Genomic DNA, 16079 nt, shown 5'->3' with positions numbered 1-16079 from the left:
AACTATTTTCATTTAAAATATAATTTCCCTCAACAAATCAACAATAACCTATACTCCCCTTCATTTTCTATAGGTGCTCTATGAATACAAGGCAGAACTTGTTGTTTTGGATGATCGACAGCCAGACGCCAAAGATGTCCTAAACCTAAATTAACAGGTTCTGCATCTTCATGTACCTGATAATGCAAATCAAAATAATTTTCTGTTAAAAAGTCTTCGAATTCTTCTGCTGGTCCATCGTGCAGCTCTTTTAGCTTTTCTCGGATTTCTGGAATCAGGATTTTTTGTTCTGCCTGCGAATTAGAAACAATATCGCTTGCCGCTCCGTAATAAGTGCATAAAAAAGTATCGGTTACTATGGGCGAACGATCAACATGAAACGAATACACATCTGTCGAAATGAAATCAAATTCATCATCACGTTCGTAACATTTCAGTAAATTAAGAGAAGGCGAAGCGCCAAAATCAGTTAATAATTGTAAATCATTTAAGATTATTTCTCTTGCTATATTTCCCTTTTCTGAGAGTTGGAGAGCGATTAAATCTTCGGGATGAATTTCTGTTATATTTTCTTTTAAAGATAACTTGGCTACAATTTCGTTAAAATCTCCATCTAAATTTCTGTGCCAGCATAACGCATTCATTTCTCCCTTGAAATTGGTATGTACAAGATCTGAGAATGTAGATACAACTCCAATTTGGCTGTTTTCAGAAAATATATTATTCATAATATGATATTAAGAGATTAAGTTACTTCTCTAATAAAAAATAGAAATGATACAGCCATAGTTTCTGCTGAATCACAAATTAAAAAAACTTTAAAGTCAAAAATTATTTGACCTCTTTCTCCATTACAACCATACCTTTAAATTCGTCTTTTATAAAAGGATATGTCAAATCCATTTCGGCTGTCACTTTAAAATTTTGCTTTTCATAAAACTTTAGTGCGTCTGAACACTTCATTGCTTTGAGCCAAATCGTCTTTTTATTTTCATGAGCTGCAAGTTGTAAAACCATTTTAAGAGTAGCTTTTCCTAAACCTTTCCCGGCAGCTTCTTTTAGAAAATACAACCGCTCAATTTCTAAAGCATTAGTATCTTTTTTTCCGTCTGCAGATTTATTATTATTAATTTTTAATACGCCTATAGCTAATTCCTGATCGTAAATGAGATAGAACTGAGTTTGGGGCACATTCATTTCTGAAATTATTTTTTCTTTTGTAAAGCTGGCGTTCATATAATTTTCACCATTATCAGTCCATAAATAGAGATAATGTTCTTTATAGGACTGCTTATATACTTCCAAAATCTGCGGTATATCATCTTCTGAACAAATTTTGTATTCAGGTTCTTTTATCATGTGCTAATATTTTCAATCTTGATTTTTAATAGAAACGCAAATGTAAGCATATAATAAATAAATTACAGCCGTATTAATTACGATTAGCACTACTCGCCTGCCTGATTGCTTTTGGATCTGTTAAATTAAAACGATACACAAAACTAAGTCTGTAGCGGGCTGCATTTGGAATACTGTTTTCGGTAATATAATAATCTGTACCCGTTGTTGTGCTTTTATTTTGGCGTAAGTCAAAAGCATTTGTTACATCAAATACAATGGTAGCTTTATCTTTTAATAAAATTTTGCTTAAACCAAAATCAAGCGATTGCAATGCATCATTTCGTGTTTGCGCATTTTGCTGTGCACCTCGAAAGTTATAACGCCCCTGAAAACTGAATTTTGATGGAAGTTTAACCTGTGTACTTAAACGTCCTGTAAAAGTTTTTCCGCTATAATCAAGGTTTTCGTCCTGATAAATTCCTTTTTGTGTAAAATGATAAAAATTCATTTCTAAATTGACCTGAAGCCATTTTAACGGATTATATAAGGTCGAAAGTTCTATACCGCTTCGTATTTCATGCTGAATATTAATAGGCGTTGTAAAAAATATATCATTTTCACGATACGTAAAATCCTGAATATAACCACTCTCCCATTGATAATAAACAGAAGGATTAAGCGTAAGCTTTTTCCACGCTTTAAGAAAACCCAGTTCAAACACATCAGAATAAGAAGGATTTAGATCTGGATTACCAACATATTGCGCATTTAAATCGGTCAGTTCGTTAAAAGGGTACAAAGCATATAACGGCGGACGGTTAATGCGTTTGCTGTAATTTAACTGCAAAGTAGATCCTTCAAACTTGTAACTTAAATTAACGGTTGGAAATAATCTATTGTATTTTTTATCGTCGTTGTAGGTGTTTTTAATATCTGTAATAGAAATTTTGGTGAATTCTGTACGAAGCCCAAACATATAATTAAATCTCCTAAACTTGTTGCTGTATTGCGCGTAAGCACTTGAAATGGTTTCGGTATAATCCAGATCATTGTCAATATTTTGATAAATCGACCAAACATTCCCCTGTTCCTGCTCTGCCAAAAACTGACTGGAAACTTTACGAATCTCTGTTTTAACACCCATTTCAAATACAGAAACAGAATCAATTGGCTGGACAAAATCAGTTTGTATAAGCAAATCTTTACTGCTTCCTATTGAGTTGGTTCTAATACCGGGATAAGCCGGCGTTTCCGGATATATACGCTGTGTTGAAAGATCCCACTTTTTATCACTGTTCCACCAATCGTACTGAACATCGATAGTCCATTTTTTTGATGGCTTTTTAAAAGTCTGCGTATAATTAAACTCGAATTGGTTGTAATCTCTTTTTTCTAATGATTTTCCTTGTCTTGTTAAAAGACTGTCTTGTACATGGTTTGCATTGCTGTAATCATACAATAAACGGGTTTTATCATCATCTGTCGTGGCATTTTTTAAAAAAGCTGCAGTAATGGTGTGATGTTCATCAATATAATAATCAGCACCCAGATACATCAATTTTCCGTCGTCGTGGCGATCCTCATTTTGCACATGGTTAAGGTAATTTGGAGTACCATTATTCATAGTCGACTGATTTGTAGTATATAATCCAACATAATCCGAAGAACGTATACCAAAATTGGAAAAAATATTAATTTTATCCGATTTAAAATTGATGCTTGGATTAAGTCGGCTGTCATTTGGCGATCCGGCAACTAATCGAACCTGACCGCTGAAACCACTTTTTTTATTTTTCTTTAATATAATATTGATAATTCCTGCCGACCCCGAAGCGTCATATCGGGACGAAGGATTCGTTATTACTTCAATGCGTTCAATTTGGTCGGCTGCAATTTGGTCGAGTGAATTGCTTTGCGTTAAACCAGACTGACGTCCGTTGATTAATACCAAAACGCTGCTATTGCCACGAAGACTTATTCCTCCCGTTGGACTAACTGTTACCGAAGGAACTCCGTTTAAAACATCGTGAGCAGAGCCATTCTGCGAAAGCACATCTTTACCTACTTCAAAAACTTTTTTATCGAGTTTTAAACTTACGCTGGATTTTTGTCCTGTAACTTCAACTGCATTTAATTGCACAGCATCGGCATTTAAAAGAATAGTTCCTAATTCTGTTTTTGGTTTCCCCGAAATGATTTCGAATGTTTGAATATAATTTTGATATCCGATATAACTAAAAGAAATGATCATTTTACCGCTTGGCAGTTCTTCGAGATTAAACATACCTTGGTCGTCTGTTACGCCAACTGCAATTGTTTTTGAGGTATTGTCTTGTATGGATACGGTCACATACGGAATTGCTTCTTTAGTTATATTGTCCTGAACTTTGCCCGAAACAGCTGCTTTCTGCGCCAGGCTAAACATTGGAATAAATAAAATTAAAATACTGGCTATTAAGGTTTTCATATTTATTGGTTTTGATGATACAAGATTACTTTATAAAATAAAATCTTACCTTTTAAAACATGCAAACGGCTCTAAGAGCTTTTGAAATGCATTTAGGTATTCGATATTTATTTTATCTTTATCTCATGTATCGACCGCCCTTTTTTATAGTTTTATTACTGCTAATGTTTTCATCCTGTAAACAATATACTGAGTACGTGAAATCGGATGTAACATATTATGTTGATGATGAAAATCGTCCTCATGATTATTTGGGCAAATCCGACAACTCTGTTTTTAAAGTTCCAATAGAAATCGAAATCCTTAAACGTGAAAATAAATCTACTCCGTTAGGTTTACAGGTAACTGCTTTTGGTTCTTTTGATGTTTATTGGGATGGTGTTTTTGTGGGAAGCAACGGTAAAATGGCAAAATCAGGACAGCCTGAAATTCCGGGAACTGAACTGACTTATTATCAAATACCCGAAAAATTGGCTAATACAGGCAAACACATTGTTACGGTAATTGGAACACAATCTAAAATTCGGGATGCAAACCGCAGCATTGGCTTAAAATTGGAGAGCTTTTTAAGACTTCATCGTGCACCGCTTGTTGTGATGTCTTTTATGAATTTGATGGCTGGGGCTTTTTTAATTGCCTTTATTTATTATTTCTTTCTCTACATAAATAGTACTCATAAAGAAGCAACCGTTTTACTTTTTGGAATAATCTGTCTGCTCTTTTTCTGCCTGCTTATTATAGAATACGTGAAATTTTATATTGATATTCCGTATACCCACTTTTATACCCGATTGCAGATTGTCGGTTTACTGACATTTGTAATTTCAATACTGGTTCCCTGGTATTTTATGCTGCAGTTTAGTTTTAAAAGAAAACGATTGTTTTTATTTCTTTTGATTGTAACTCTTCTAATAATTTATATTGTTTACTACGGTCATTATGATTACACGGCCATTTATTTTAGTTATGCCATGTGTGCTTTATCTTTAATTATTGCTATCGATGCGGCATTTAGAAAAATTAAAGGCAGCTTAATAGTCGTGATGGGTTTACTGGCAAGTGTAATTGTAAATAAATATATGTTTTATGATTTTGGATTGTTTATAGCCTTTACAATCATTGTCCTTTCTATGCTTTATCTGCATACTATCAGGGCAAAAGCACTCGAAGAAGCTCACAATGCTTCGCTATTGCTTTCATCGAGATTACAGCTAGAACTCGTTAAGAAAAATATTCAGCCGCACTTTCTGCGTAACACACTGACTTCATTGATAGACTGGATCGAAGAATCTCCGCAGCAGGGCGTTGTATTTATTCGGGCACTGGCTGATGAATTTGATATCATGAATTCTATTGCAGAGGATACCTTGATTCCAATTCATCAGGAAATCGAATTATGCCGAAAACATTTAGAAGTAATGTCTTTTCGAAAAGAAGTTTGTTATAACTGGGAAGAAAAGAATATTGATGCCAATGAAGAAATTCCGCCTGCAGTTATTCATACCATTATAGAAAACGGAATCACACATAGTTTACCTCCAAAACAAGGCTGTATTACTTTTTGTTTGAGTTTTACCAGAGAAAAACAATACAAACAATATACCTTGTTAACCGTGGCAAAAAACCGAAACAGAAAGAAAGAAAACAGCAACGGAACAGGTTTTAAATACATCAAAGCCCGATTAAATGAAAGTTATGGCAGTAATTGGGAATTTGACTCTTTTGCTGTAGAAGATGGATGGTGTACAACAATTAAAATTTTTGATAAAAAATGAAAATTCTAATTATTGAAGACGAAGCCCGAATTGCCAAAAGAATCGAAAGAATGACCCGTGATTTTTTTGATAAAGAGGTTCAGATTCTGCTTAGCGATTCTGTTGAAAACGGACTAAACACAATCGAAAAACAGTCCATTGATTTACTGCTTCTCGATTTGAATTTGAATGGCGAGGACGGATTTGAAGTACTTCAGACCGTTGTCGCAAAATCTTTTCAAACTATTATTATTTCCGCTTATACAGATAAAGCGATTATGGCTTTTAATTATGGTGTTTTGGATTTTGTTCCTAAACCATTTGATGCAAACAGACTTACTCAGGCCTTTACACGTTTTACAACACCGGAAAAAACAAATAGTCAGGATATTCAGTTTTTAGCCGTAAAAAAGGCAAAAACAATTAAACTGATCACAATTAAAGACATAAGATATATAAAAGGCGCAGGAATTTATACTGAACTACATTTGGTAAACGGCCGTGTAGAACTGCATGATAAATCTCTGGAATCATTAGAAAAACTCCTCCCAACAGATTTCGAGCGAATTCATAAATCCTATATTCTGTGCTGGCAGGAAGCAGATAAACTGATTGTTGAAGCCGGCGGAAAATATAATATATTACTTAAAAGTGGTGAGTTATTACCTGTGGGTCGTTCAAAATACAAAGAAATCAGACATAAGTTGATTTAGTTTTTGGTTTGAATAATTACTCAGATTCAGACATGTTATTTTAAAAAAAGATCAGATAAACTTTATTTTCCAGATGTTTTAATATTATAAACTATTTTCTGGTAAGTCTGTCTTACCTTTCTGAATTGTGATAAGCTAATTATAGGAAACTGTCAATTTTGTATCTGGAAGAGATATTCTTTAAGAGTGTCATAATATTGCCAAAGGAGTTGTTACAGCTTTGGCCGCTTTTCAGTTCATGAGAATTTCTGGGAAAGAGGGAAAAATAATTCTAAAAAAATGAATTAAGACAAGAAATGTTCTAATCTGGTTTTTAGTGTTTCTTCATTTATATGACCGAAATGATGTCCTAAAATATTATAGTTGTCATCAAAAATAATAAAAGAAGGAGTTCCTTGTAATTGATTAATTGTGAAGGTTTCTGCTATTAAAGGCATCTCAGAGTAATATGACTTTATTTTCATCAGTAATATTTCTTTTTCTTTTTCTGAAAAATTTGAAAAATTTGGAATAGCATTACAAATTACTTCAATCTTATCTGAGTTTATTAACTCTTCAGAAGATATAATACTGTCAAAAGCTACAGGAAATTTTGGAATTTCTGAATAGTTAGAAAGTCCATAATTTGATTTAAAATATTTTTTGGTTTCTCCAACTAATGTACCGTTATCTAATAAAAGTTTTAAGTTTGCTTCGTTATTGTATTCAAAGTCTTCAAAAGCAGTTGCTACACCAATAAAGCCAACATTACTGCTAAATAATCTGTAAAGATTATTTATAATAGGAATACCATATATAAAACACCCCGGGCAGTTTACTTGAAATACAAATGCTATATTTACCTTTTGTATTTTAAATTCCCCTTGAACTAATTTCTGAATATTGAGATGAAATTTTGACATTGGTGAAATAATTATTCATTAAGTTATAGTACAAAATTAGTTAGGATTGCTAACTTGTTAATAGACCAGTTTTTACAATAACTCTTATTTTCTGGTATACATAATGCTCAAAAAACATATAAAAAAAGCCTCTAATTAAAGAGGTTTTTTTTATATATAAGATCAGAGCAATACAGTTACTATATCATTACTTAACTCCATTCCGGAAACTGGGTTTTATTTAAGTCCAATTTTTCAATTGCACTCATATCTCCTTTATCGAGTTTGAAATTAAATATATCAAGATTTTCTACAATGTGTGCTTTTTGAGAAGATCTCGGAATGGCAACAATACCGCGTTGATAATGCCATCTCAAATTTACCTGAGCAACGGTCTTATTGTACTTTTTGGCAATCTGAGTGAATACTTCATTTGTAAAAAGTCCATTGCGACCTTCGGCAAAAGGGGCCCACGCCTCCATTTGGATATTATGTTTCTTTAGTAAATTATAGGCATCTCCCTGCTGAAAATAAGCATGTGTCTCAATCTGGTTTATAACTGGTTTTACCTGAGCATAAGACAAAAGATCAGCTAATTGATTTGAATCGAAGTTACTTATTCCTATAGCTCTAATTTTTCCAGCTTTATAAAGTTCTTCCATTGCTTTCCAGGATCCTTTCACATCACCTCTCGGACGGTGTATAAGATATAGATCAAGATAATCAAGTCCCAATTTAGTCAGTGTTTCTTCAAAACCTTTTTTTGCATTTTCATAACCGGCATCATCAACCCATAGTTTTGAGGTAACAAAAAGCTCCTTTCTGTTGATTCCGCTTTGTTTTATTCCTTTTCCTACTGCTTCTTCATTTCCATATATTTTTGCAGTGTCAATAAGGCGGTAACCTACTGATAAAGCATCTGCTACAGATTGCTGGCATACTTCACCTCTTAATCCGTAAGTTCCAAATCCGAGGATCGGCATTTTTACGCTATTGTTCAGCTTAACATTTGTAATTTCTTTAGCATTATTATCCATTATTTCATTACCGAATAGATTGGGCATTCCAAATAGACCCAGGTAAATTCCTGCAGCTGCAGTGCTTTGTAAAAATCTGCGTCGGTTTATTTCATTTTTTTGGTTTTGGTTATTCATAATAGTTAGTGTATTAGTCAATTTAAATGAGCTAATAAAAGTAGATATTATATTTTAAATTGAATATTAATTTTTCAATGCGAAATTAATTATTAGGATGTCAACGCTTACTATAAAAAAAACTCCAAATCAATGATTTAGAGTTTTTATAATGCATTTAAATTATTTTTATAATCATTACTGAGACAACTCAGCTTCAGTATGCAAAGCACAAACCCAATTATTATTTTGTTTGATCCAGGTCGAAGTGCAGGCACATTTTACAGGAGCTTTTTCTTTAGCATCTTGTATTCCTAATTCTATTACGTATCCTATTATTGCAGTATTTTCAATCGACTTTGCTTCGACATCAGAAATACTTAATACTTTTATTTTATCACCATCGCCTGATTCAAACATCTTTTTAAATTTGGCTTCATCGACACTTTGTACACCATTTTTGCCGGCAATTATACAAGGAAAATATGTAAGCTGTTTTACCGTTTCGTAATCGTGATTCTCCATTCCCTGCCAATATTTTTTTTCCAGTTCAATAATTTGCGTTTCCATAATCAATCTTTTAATAATTAAATAGTTATACAAATTACAAACTAATAATGAAATGCAGGTAAAGCTTTAACATAGATTTAATCCTTTATAAATTACATTATTTCTTAAATAGATGACAAAACAACCTTTTTGTTATTTTACATGTTTCTTTGTTCTGTAGGAACATCTCATTGGTAGAAAAATTATATTGCAATAATGGTTTACGTTCCGTAGGAACGTTTGATTTTGACATGGTTTTTAATAATCTGACCTGTCAAACGTTCCTACGGAACGTAAATGTTACTGATCTTTATTTTTTCTACCTACGAAACATTCCTACGGAATGATAAATCGGATACCAAAAAGTGATCAATTGAATCACTAAAAACAAATTAATTATACTAAAAGAGGCTGTCTCAAAAATTGAGACAGCCTCTTTTATATTTATTTTCAAAAATTAACGCCAGCCCAGTTCCGGGGCAATATATTTTAGAATAGAAGATAATATATGTACATTATAATCAACTCCCAAAGTGTTGGGTATAGTTAGCAATACTGTATCTGCTTCCTGAATCGCTTCATCCTGAGCAAGCTCTGCAATAAGTTTTTCCGGCTCGGCGGCATAACTTTTTCCGAAAATGGCACGTTTATCACTTTCAATATAACCAAAACTATCGGCTGCTTTACCCTGATTTCCAAAGTAAAGTTTATCCTGATCGTTTACCAGAGCAAAAATAGATCGGCTTACCGAAACTCTTGGTTCGCGATCATGTCCGGCTTTTTTCCAGGCTTCTTTGTATATCCTGATTTGTTCTGCTTGCTGGATATGGAAAGGTTTTCCGTTTTCGTCAAATTTCAGTGTTGAACTTTGCAGATGCATTCCGTTTTCAGCTGCCCAAACAGCAGTAGCATTAGAGGCTGCTCCCCACCAAATTCGATCGCGTAATCCTTCTGAATGTGGTTCCAAACGCAATAATCCCGGCGGATTTGGAAACATCGGATATGGATTTGGCTCGGCAAATCCTACACCGTCTAATTTCTCTAAAAATTCCAACGCTTTTTTACGTCCCATATCAGCATCAGTTTCTCCTTCTAAAGGTTCATAACCAAAAGAGCGCCAGCCGTCAATAACTTGTTCCGGCGATCCCCTGCTGATTCCTAATTGTAAACGTCCTTCTGAAATTAAGTCTGCGGCACCGGCATCTTCAACCATATACAAAGGATTTTCATATCGCATATCGATAACGCCTGTTCCAATTTCTATTTTGCTTGTTTTGGCACCAATGGCCGAAAGCAAAGGAAACGGAGACGCAAGCTGCTGCGCGAAATGATGTACTCTGAAATAAGCTCCGTCTATGCCTATTTCTTCTGCAGCAACGGCTAAATCAATTGATTGAAGAAGTGTATCGCTTGCTGTACGTGCTTTATATGATGGATGATTGGCCCAATGCCCAAACGATAAAAATCCTATTTTTTTCATAGATAGCATTGTTATAATTTATAATCTCAAATATACGCATCATTATTGAGTGAAACTATACTCTTTATATCTAAACTGTTATGATTTGCTAAGATTTGTCGTAACGAACACGTAATATGCTTTTAAGTTTTAGCAGGAAATTCATCTCGTGTAAATATCCTTTTTATCTTTTCAATTGTTTCTGTACATTTTTTCTGTATCACTTTTCATCAACAAATTATAACAGTTTTTTAAAAATTTTTTGATCCAAAAAGTATGAGCAGCTTTGTTTTTTTCAATAGTAAAATCAACTAATTCCTTAGCTTCTTTAACTGCTGATGTTTCTATTTTATTTTTAAATGAATTCGAAAAGAAATTTTTAGCTAAGTTTATTTTAGGGTCAATTATAGGATTTATAATTTTCATAATCTTTAAAATAAATTCTGTTACTATAAACCTAAACTATTTTAGAGATTAATAAAACAGCAATAAAGAAAACGATGGCAAACACCATTAAATTGATAAATCTATCTTTATTCTGCAAAGATTTTTTTGATACATATAGTTTCGTAATCTCCTTACTTCTTGTTTTATCTGCTTTCATATTAGTTTTAATTGATATTGATTTATTTAAATTTCTCTAACAGAAACAAATGACATGCCAGAGCATTTTAGATAAAAGCAAAATACTAACTATCAACAAACTACAAAAAAAGAATATCCCTCTTATTTTTAAATACCTATCAAAATGATAAGATAGGCTATTCAAAATGAAAGGGATATGCTCTAAAAAGAAGTTCGAAAAGAACTTGATTCGACTTTTTATTTTAAATTCTTCAAAAAGAGTAACGCTTTTACTCTAATTATTTTTTGGATAATTCCAATTCAAGTTCTTTTACCCTATTTTCCAAATCAGAAATATATTTTTTCTGCGGTAATAAGGCCTGTTCAATTTCTTCAGTTGAATAACGCGGCGTAATATGCTGCGGACAGTTCCAGTCGTAAGCCTGAATTTCAAAAACCATCATGCGCTCCGGACGAAACTTATAATCTTCTGGTTTTAAGAGATCATATAGTTCCTTGTTCTCTTCTAAATCAACAATTTTCGCTTTTGCATACAGTTTTAATCTAGCTCTTTGCGGATACGAAACCATAATTAAAGCTACTTTTTCATTCTTAGAAATATTCCCCGTAGAAATATATTGTCGGTTACCCGAAAAGTCAACAATTCCAATTGTTTTATTATCAATTACTTTAATAAATCCTGCTGGTCCGCCTCGGTGCTGAATGTATGGATATTCATTTTCTCCAAAACTGGCCATATAAAAACTATCTCTGTCACTTATAAAGTTAATTTCGTTTTCTGTCAATCCGTCTACAACCGACATTTTTTCCATGCGATCATAAGCGCTTCTGCTTCCCGCTTCTTCCTGCATTTTTTTAATAGTATCTGTAAAAGCTAATTGTCCGTAATTCATAATAGAAAATTTAAATTGTTTTTAATCTTTCCTGTAATTAACTGTAAAGTTCAACTATTAGATTGTAATATGAAATGGACAATTTTTACTTTATGATGGATAATTATTATAGATGCAGAAAACAAAAAAGGTTCGCTATTGCTAGCGAACCAAATCATCTTTTTTAACACCTAAACTGCTGTCTATTTTTTCATTTAGTTCTATTCTCGCTTTCAGGATATAAGTGATCGCTGTGCTAATTAGAAAAAATAAGGAGATAATCAGTATTACTAATGTAACCAGAAGTCCTTTTATTATTTTCCAGGAGTTCATCATTTTAAAATAAACGAACAGATAATCCTGCCTGAATTTGCTGGCTGTTTGCCTTTTCGCCAAAATTACTCACATCAGAAAATCCCCAGATATATCTTCCATAAATAGTAATAGGTCTTATATTTATTTCGGCTCCGGCAACAACGGCAAAATCTGTTTTTTTGAAAAGCTTTTTACTATTATCTAAAACACTTTGATTACCGCTGGCCAAAAAACTGAACTGAGGCCCAGCCGTAAAAGTAATGAACCCTTCACTGTTTAAACGCAGTAATACCGGAACGCTTACATAATTAAGTGTTTTATCTTTTTTGAAAGCATCTTTAAAAATGTCTTTATAACTATCTGTGATTTTGGTATTGGTTTGATTGAATAATACTTCTCCCTGAACGCCTACAAAATCAGTAAAATTGTAATATACAAAACCGCCAAGCTGATAACCCAGCTCAAAATCACTGTCAAAATTTTTACCATCTAATTTATTCATATTTACCCCTCCTTTAACACCAAGATGAACCTGACTGTAACTAAATACAGACATGAATAAGGCAGTTGCTGCAATAATTTTCTTCATTTTTTAATCTTTTAAATTTGAAATAATGGCTATTTCGTGATACTATTTTTTCGTGTAATTAGAGTATTCCGTAATTGTTTGAATGTTCGTTGCCTGCCCTATAAATTTAGCTTCCATAGTAAGGTTTTCATTTACAGGAACAAATTGTTTTGCCTGATCGTTCCACTTGTATTTTAAGACAATATCAAATTTATCAGCAGTAAGAATGTTCACTTTTACAGGCTTTTCGTTTAGCGTTTGTACTTGCTCCAGTTTTTTAGTTTTAAGATTGATTGTCATATAAAATCGGCAGTCTTTTACAAAAGCATTTTCTTTGGTAAGAGAGCCTGGATCGACTTTATAACTAATCACCAATTGATCTGGCGTTTCCTTTTCAATCTTATACGTTGCATCATCTGTTGGAGTTGGAGCTGCTTCTGAAGCTTTTCTTTGATTTTTTCTAAAAGAATTTGCTTCTGATTTTGATGGCGATTTTCCATCAATAGAAACAACAGTCCATGGTTCTGTTCCTGCATTAGACGGATCAAATTTGGCGATTGTTTCCGTTTCCTTCGCGCTCGTTATAATGGTTTGTTTAAAATCGAAAGCAAAGTTGTCAGGCTTTTTTATTTTTTCGGGATTAAGAATACTAGAGTCAATTCCGTATTTAAAAAAGGCATCCAGTATTTTTGATTTTTGTGCCGAAACCGCAGAAGTAAACAGAACCAGAAAAAATAGAATTAATGCATTACGCTTATAATTTTGCAATTGAGAATTCGATTTTGCAGTACTAAAATCTTCCTTTGTTATTACCATTGTTTTTTTCATTTTTGTGATATTAATTGTTATAATTATGGCGCAAAAATATTGTTGGTAAATCTGTTTCAGAGAATTTTTAAAGTGAAGCGGCAAATCTGTACGGTGAACCGTCAATTTGGGATATTGAATTGAAACGAGATTGTTTTTATTTTACGAAACCCTTTATATACAGCACATTTACAGATGATTAATAAATAAAAAGTACTGTTGATTTATTTTAAAATCCTTTTATTTGCACTCTCAAAAAGGAATCTAACAAACTTTTGATTTCCTGTAAAAACAAATTTTGTGAACCACACCGACGAAATAACTGATCCTGTAAAAAAGAGCCACTTAAAGAGTCTGCTCTTAATTACGTTTCTATTTTTAGGCTCTTACTCTACCCTGTTTATCATATTTCCATTTGCTTATTGGAAAGAATATTTTAATCTGCCAGCTCATTTAATGCTGATAGATATAGCAACTAATGTCCTTTTTTGCATTACAATATTGGTTACTAGTCTTTTTATTGACAGGGTTTTAAATAAGAAAATCTCCTGGATGGTTCGCCCTATAACACGCTTGATTATTCAAATTGTATGTCAAACCTTTGGAGCATTGCTTGTCACAATTGTTTTAAGCACTATTTATTATATCTACGGAGAGTATTTAATTGTGATACAGCCAATTGATGTAGGTGTACGAGAAGCAGTATATACTATTATTTCAATCGTATTATGGGCTTTAATGGTAAGTGCTCTTAATACGGGTGATTTTTTACTTAAAAATTGGAAAAACGCGACTTTAAAAGCGGCAGAATATAAAGTAAAAGCAGCCGAGAGTAAACAAATAGCAGCCGAAATAGAATTGCAGGCACTCAAATTACAGCTGGATCCGCATTTTGTTTTTAATAACCTCAGTGTACTTTCGGAGTTAATTCTTAAAGATCAGCAGTTGGGATATGAATTCACCGAAAATTTTGCTAAAGTGTACCGTTATTTGCTGGTTAATTCCAAAAAGAAATTGGTTACGTTACAGGAAGAATTAGATTTTCTCGATGCTTATCTTTTTCTTATTCAAAATCGTATGGGCGATAACTGTACTTTTCAAATTGACATTGACAAATCGAAACTACATATGCAGATTCCTCCCATTACGCTGCAGCTTTTCATTGAAAATGCACTGAAACATAATCGTACGGAAGAAGAAAACCCATTGCTTGTTAAGATATATTCTAATGATAATGATGAATTAGTGATATCGAATACGATTTTACCGCTCATAAAAAAAACTTATTCTACCGGAATTGGATTAAAAAATATTGTAAATCGTTATGCTTTATTAAGTGATCGAAAAGTTTCTATAGAAGAAAATAAAGAGACTTTTACCATAAAAGTACCGCTCATTAAATGAATACTATAAAAAAAATATTGATCCTTGAGGATGAAAAACTGAATTCGGAGAGAATTAAACGTTTGATCATCAAAATTAAACCCGATGCCGAAATTGTGGGTGTTTTATCGAGCGTTAAAAATACGGTTTCATGGCTGTCTGAAAATCCGTCACCAGATCTTATCCTTATGGATATTCAATTAGCAGACGGATTGAGTTTTGAAATTTTCAATCTCACCAATCTCACCTGCCCTATTATATTTACAACTGCTTATGATGAATATGCCATTAAAGCTTTTAAGTATAATAGTGTTGACTATCTTTTGAAACCAATTGAAAAAAACGAACTGGAAGCGGCTATTATAAAGTTAGAAAATTCTTTACAACAGCCTGTCAATCCTAGTTCACAGATTGAAGAACTTCTTGCTTACATGCAGCCCAAAGAATACAGAAATCGCTTTCTTATTCCTTACCGGGACGGTTACAGAAAAATTGATGTGGAAGATATTGCTTGTTTTTATTCTAACCTGAATATTAATTATGCTTATTTGTTTAATGGTGAAGAAGTTGTTGTACCACACACTCTCGAAACGTTGGAACAGGAATTAAACCCAAAAATTTTTTTCAGGGCAAACAGGCAGTATATCATTCATATAAATTCAATTGAAAAAGTAAATAATTATTTTAATGGAAAATTACAGCTTAAGATAAAACACAGCAAAGACGAGGCTGTAATTGTGAGCAGAACAAAAGCTTCACTATTGAAATTGTGGCTGGATTATTAAAAGAATGCCTCTTTGAACATATTTAATTTAAACACATAGAAACATAGTTTTTCAATGTCGTTAAAGGCGTTTCACTTGCATTAACACATCCCGATAGCTATCGGGACTATGTGTTAGAAACATGTTTCTTTTTATATTCTTTTGCACACATAAAACCTATGTTTCTATGTGTTAAAAAATCATTTTTTACTTCATTCAAAACTGGTTATTAAACTGAAAAAAACTTTTTGTTATCTTATAAAAATCAATACATTTGTCGCTCATCCAGAACAGAAAATGAAAAACTTAATTAACATCTCTATTATTAGCAGCATTATTATCATTCGATAATGATCAGGGATGTTATATAAATAAGTACACGATACAATTTAAAACCTCCCTATTTGGGAGGTTTTTTTTTATTTAAAATATACATGAAAAATTCAGTACAAATTATTATCAGCGCTATTATCATTATTCGTCTACCG

Annotated in this window: 16 protein-coding genes; 4 read left to right on the top strand and 12 right to left on the bottom strand. The window is 32.7% G+C overall.

Translation table 11 applies throughout. The features are described from left to right. Positions 1-29: 29 nt before the first annotated feature. The 3 genes from NLJ00_RS17295 to NLJ00_RS17285 form a co-directional block, all read right to left on the bottom strand. On the bottom strand, positions 30-728 hold the full coding sequence (locus NLJ00_RS17295; protein ID WP_256634737.1) for a DUF1826 domain-containing protein: 699 nt from the start codon (positions 726-728) through the stop codon (positions 30-32). A gap of 103 nt (positions 729-831) precedes the next feature. Beyond that, entirely contained in the window at positions 832-1359 is a 528-nt protein-coding gene (locus NLJ00_RS17290) for a GNAT family N-acetyltransferase (protein ID WP_256634736.1), read from the bottom strand. A 73-nt stretch (positions 1360-1432) separates the two neighbouring features. Further along, on the bottom strand, positions 1433-3808 hold the full coding sequence (locus tag NLJ00_RS17285) for an outer membrane beta-barrel family protein (protein WP_256634735.1): 2376 nt from the start codon (positions 3806-3808) through the stop codon (positions 1433-1435). A gap of 164 nt (positions 3809-3972) precedes the next feature. Here NLJ00_RS17285 and NLJ00_RS17280 point away from each other — a divergent pair, with 164 nt between their 5' ends. After that, the gene (locus NLJ00_RS17280; protein WP_256634734.1) at positions 3973-5583 is read left to right on the top strand and encodes a histidine kinase; all 1611 of its coding nucleotides are present in this window, start codon (positions 3973-3975) and stop codon (positions 5581-5583) included. Next, entirely contained in the window at positions 5580-6275 is a 696-nt protein-coding gene (locus NLJ00_RS17275) for a LytR/AlgR family response regulator transcription factor (protein ID WP_256634733.1), read from the top strand. The genes NLJ00_RS17280 and NLJ00_RS17275 overlap by 4 nt, the downstream gene beginning before the upstream one ends. Before the next feature lie 284 nt (positions 6276-6559). On the opposite strand, the gene NLJ00_RS17270 is transcribed toward NLJ00_RS17275, so the two are convergent. The 9 genes from NLJ00_RS17270 to NLJ00_RS17230 form a co-directional block, all read right to left on the bottom strand. Next, entirely contained in the window at positions 6560-7177 is a 618-nt protein-coding gene (locus tag NLJ00_RS17270; protein WP_256634732.1) for a hypothetical protein, read from the bottom strand. A 191-nt stretch (positions 7178-7368) separates the two neighbouring features. Continuing rightward, positions 7369-8310 carry an aldo/keto reductase gene (locus tag NLJ00_RS17265; RefSeq protein WP_269468171.1) on the bottom strand — a complete coding sequence of 314 codons (942 nt, stop codon included), beginning with the start codon at positions 8308-8310 and terminating at the stop codon, positions 7369-7371. A 177-nt stretch (positions 8311-8487) separates the two neighbouring features. After that, positions 8488-8859 carry a nuclear transport factor 2 family protein gene (locus NLJ00_RS17260; protein ID WP_053471192.1) on the bottom strand — a complete coding sequence of 124 codons (372 nt, stop codon included), beginning with the start codon at positions 8857-8859 and terminating at the stop codon, positions 8488-8490. Between the two features lie 436 nt (positions 8860-9295). Beyond that, positions 9296-10318 (bottom strand): LLM class flavin-dependent oxidoreductase, encoded by a 1023-nt coding sequence (locus NLJ00_RS17255; protein WP_256634731.1) that lies wholly within the window; start codon positions 10316-10318, stop codon positions 9296-9298. Between the two features lie 171 nt (positions 10319-10489). Further along, entirely contained in the window at positions 10490-10723 is a 234-nt protein-coding gene (locus NLJ00_RS17250; RefSeq protein ID WP_256634730.1) for a hypothetical protein, read from the bottom strand. A gap of 437 nt (positions 10724-11160) precedes the next feature. Continuing rightward, a complete protein-coding gene (locus tag NLJ00_RS17245; protein WP_256634729.1) occupies positions 11161-11775 on the bottom strand; it encodes a pyridoxamine 5'-phosphate oxidase family protein in 615 nt (204 codons plus the stop codon). A gap of 141 nt (positions 11776-11916) precedes the next feature. Continuing rightward, positions 11917-12090 carry a hypothetical protein gene (locus NLJ00_RS17240; RefSeq protein ID WP_165590663.1) on the bottom strand — a complete coding sequence of 58 codons (174 nt, stop codon included), beginning with the start codon at positions 12088-12090 and terminating at the stop codon, positions 11917-11919. 1 nt (position 12091) lies between these two features. Further along, positions 12092-12658, bottom strand: coding sequence for a porin family protein (locus tag NLJ00_RS17235; protein ID WP_256634728.1), 567 nt, complete (start codon positions 12656-12658; stop codon positions 12092-12094). 42 nt (positions 12659-12700) lie between these two features. Continuing rightward, complete coding sequence (locus NLJ00_RS17230; RefSeq protein ID WP_256634727.1) at positions 12701-13465, bottom strand: hypothetical protein; 765 nt, start codon at positions 13463-13465, stop codon at positions 12701-12703. A 531-nt stretch (positions 13466-13996) separates the two neighbouring features. Here NLJ00_RS17230 and NLJ00_RS17225 point away from each other — a divergent pair. Both NLJ00_RS17225 and NLJ00_RS17220 read left to right on the top strand, forming a co-directional pair. Continuing rightward, positions 13997-14848 (top strand): sensor histidine kinase, encoded by an 852-nt coding sequence (locus NLJ00_RS17225; protein ID WP_256634726.1) that lies wholly within the window; start codon positions 13997-13999, stop codon positions 14846-14848. Continuing rightward, positions 14845-15612: a LytR/AlgR family response regulator transcription factor gene (locus NLJ00_RS17220; RefSeq protein ID WP_256634725.1), complete on the top strand. Its 768-nt coding sequence runs from the start codon at positions 14845-14847 to the stop codon at positions 15610-15612. Before NLJ00_RS17225 ends, NLJ00_RS17220 begins: the two co-directional genes overlap by 4 nt. Positions 15613-16079: the final 467 nt, after the last annotated feature.

Source organism: Flavobacterium panici, assembly GCF_024499525.1.
Classification (GTDB): Bacteria; Bacteroidota; Bacteroidia; order Flavobacteriales; family Flavobacteriaceae; genus Flavobacterium; species Flavobacterium panici.
Note: the sequence above shows the minus strand (reverse complement) of the source record. Positions and strands in the feature narration are given on the sequence as shown.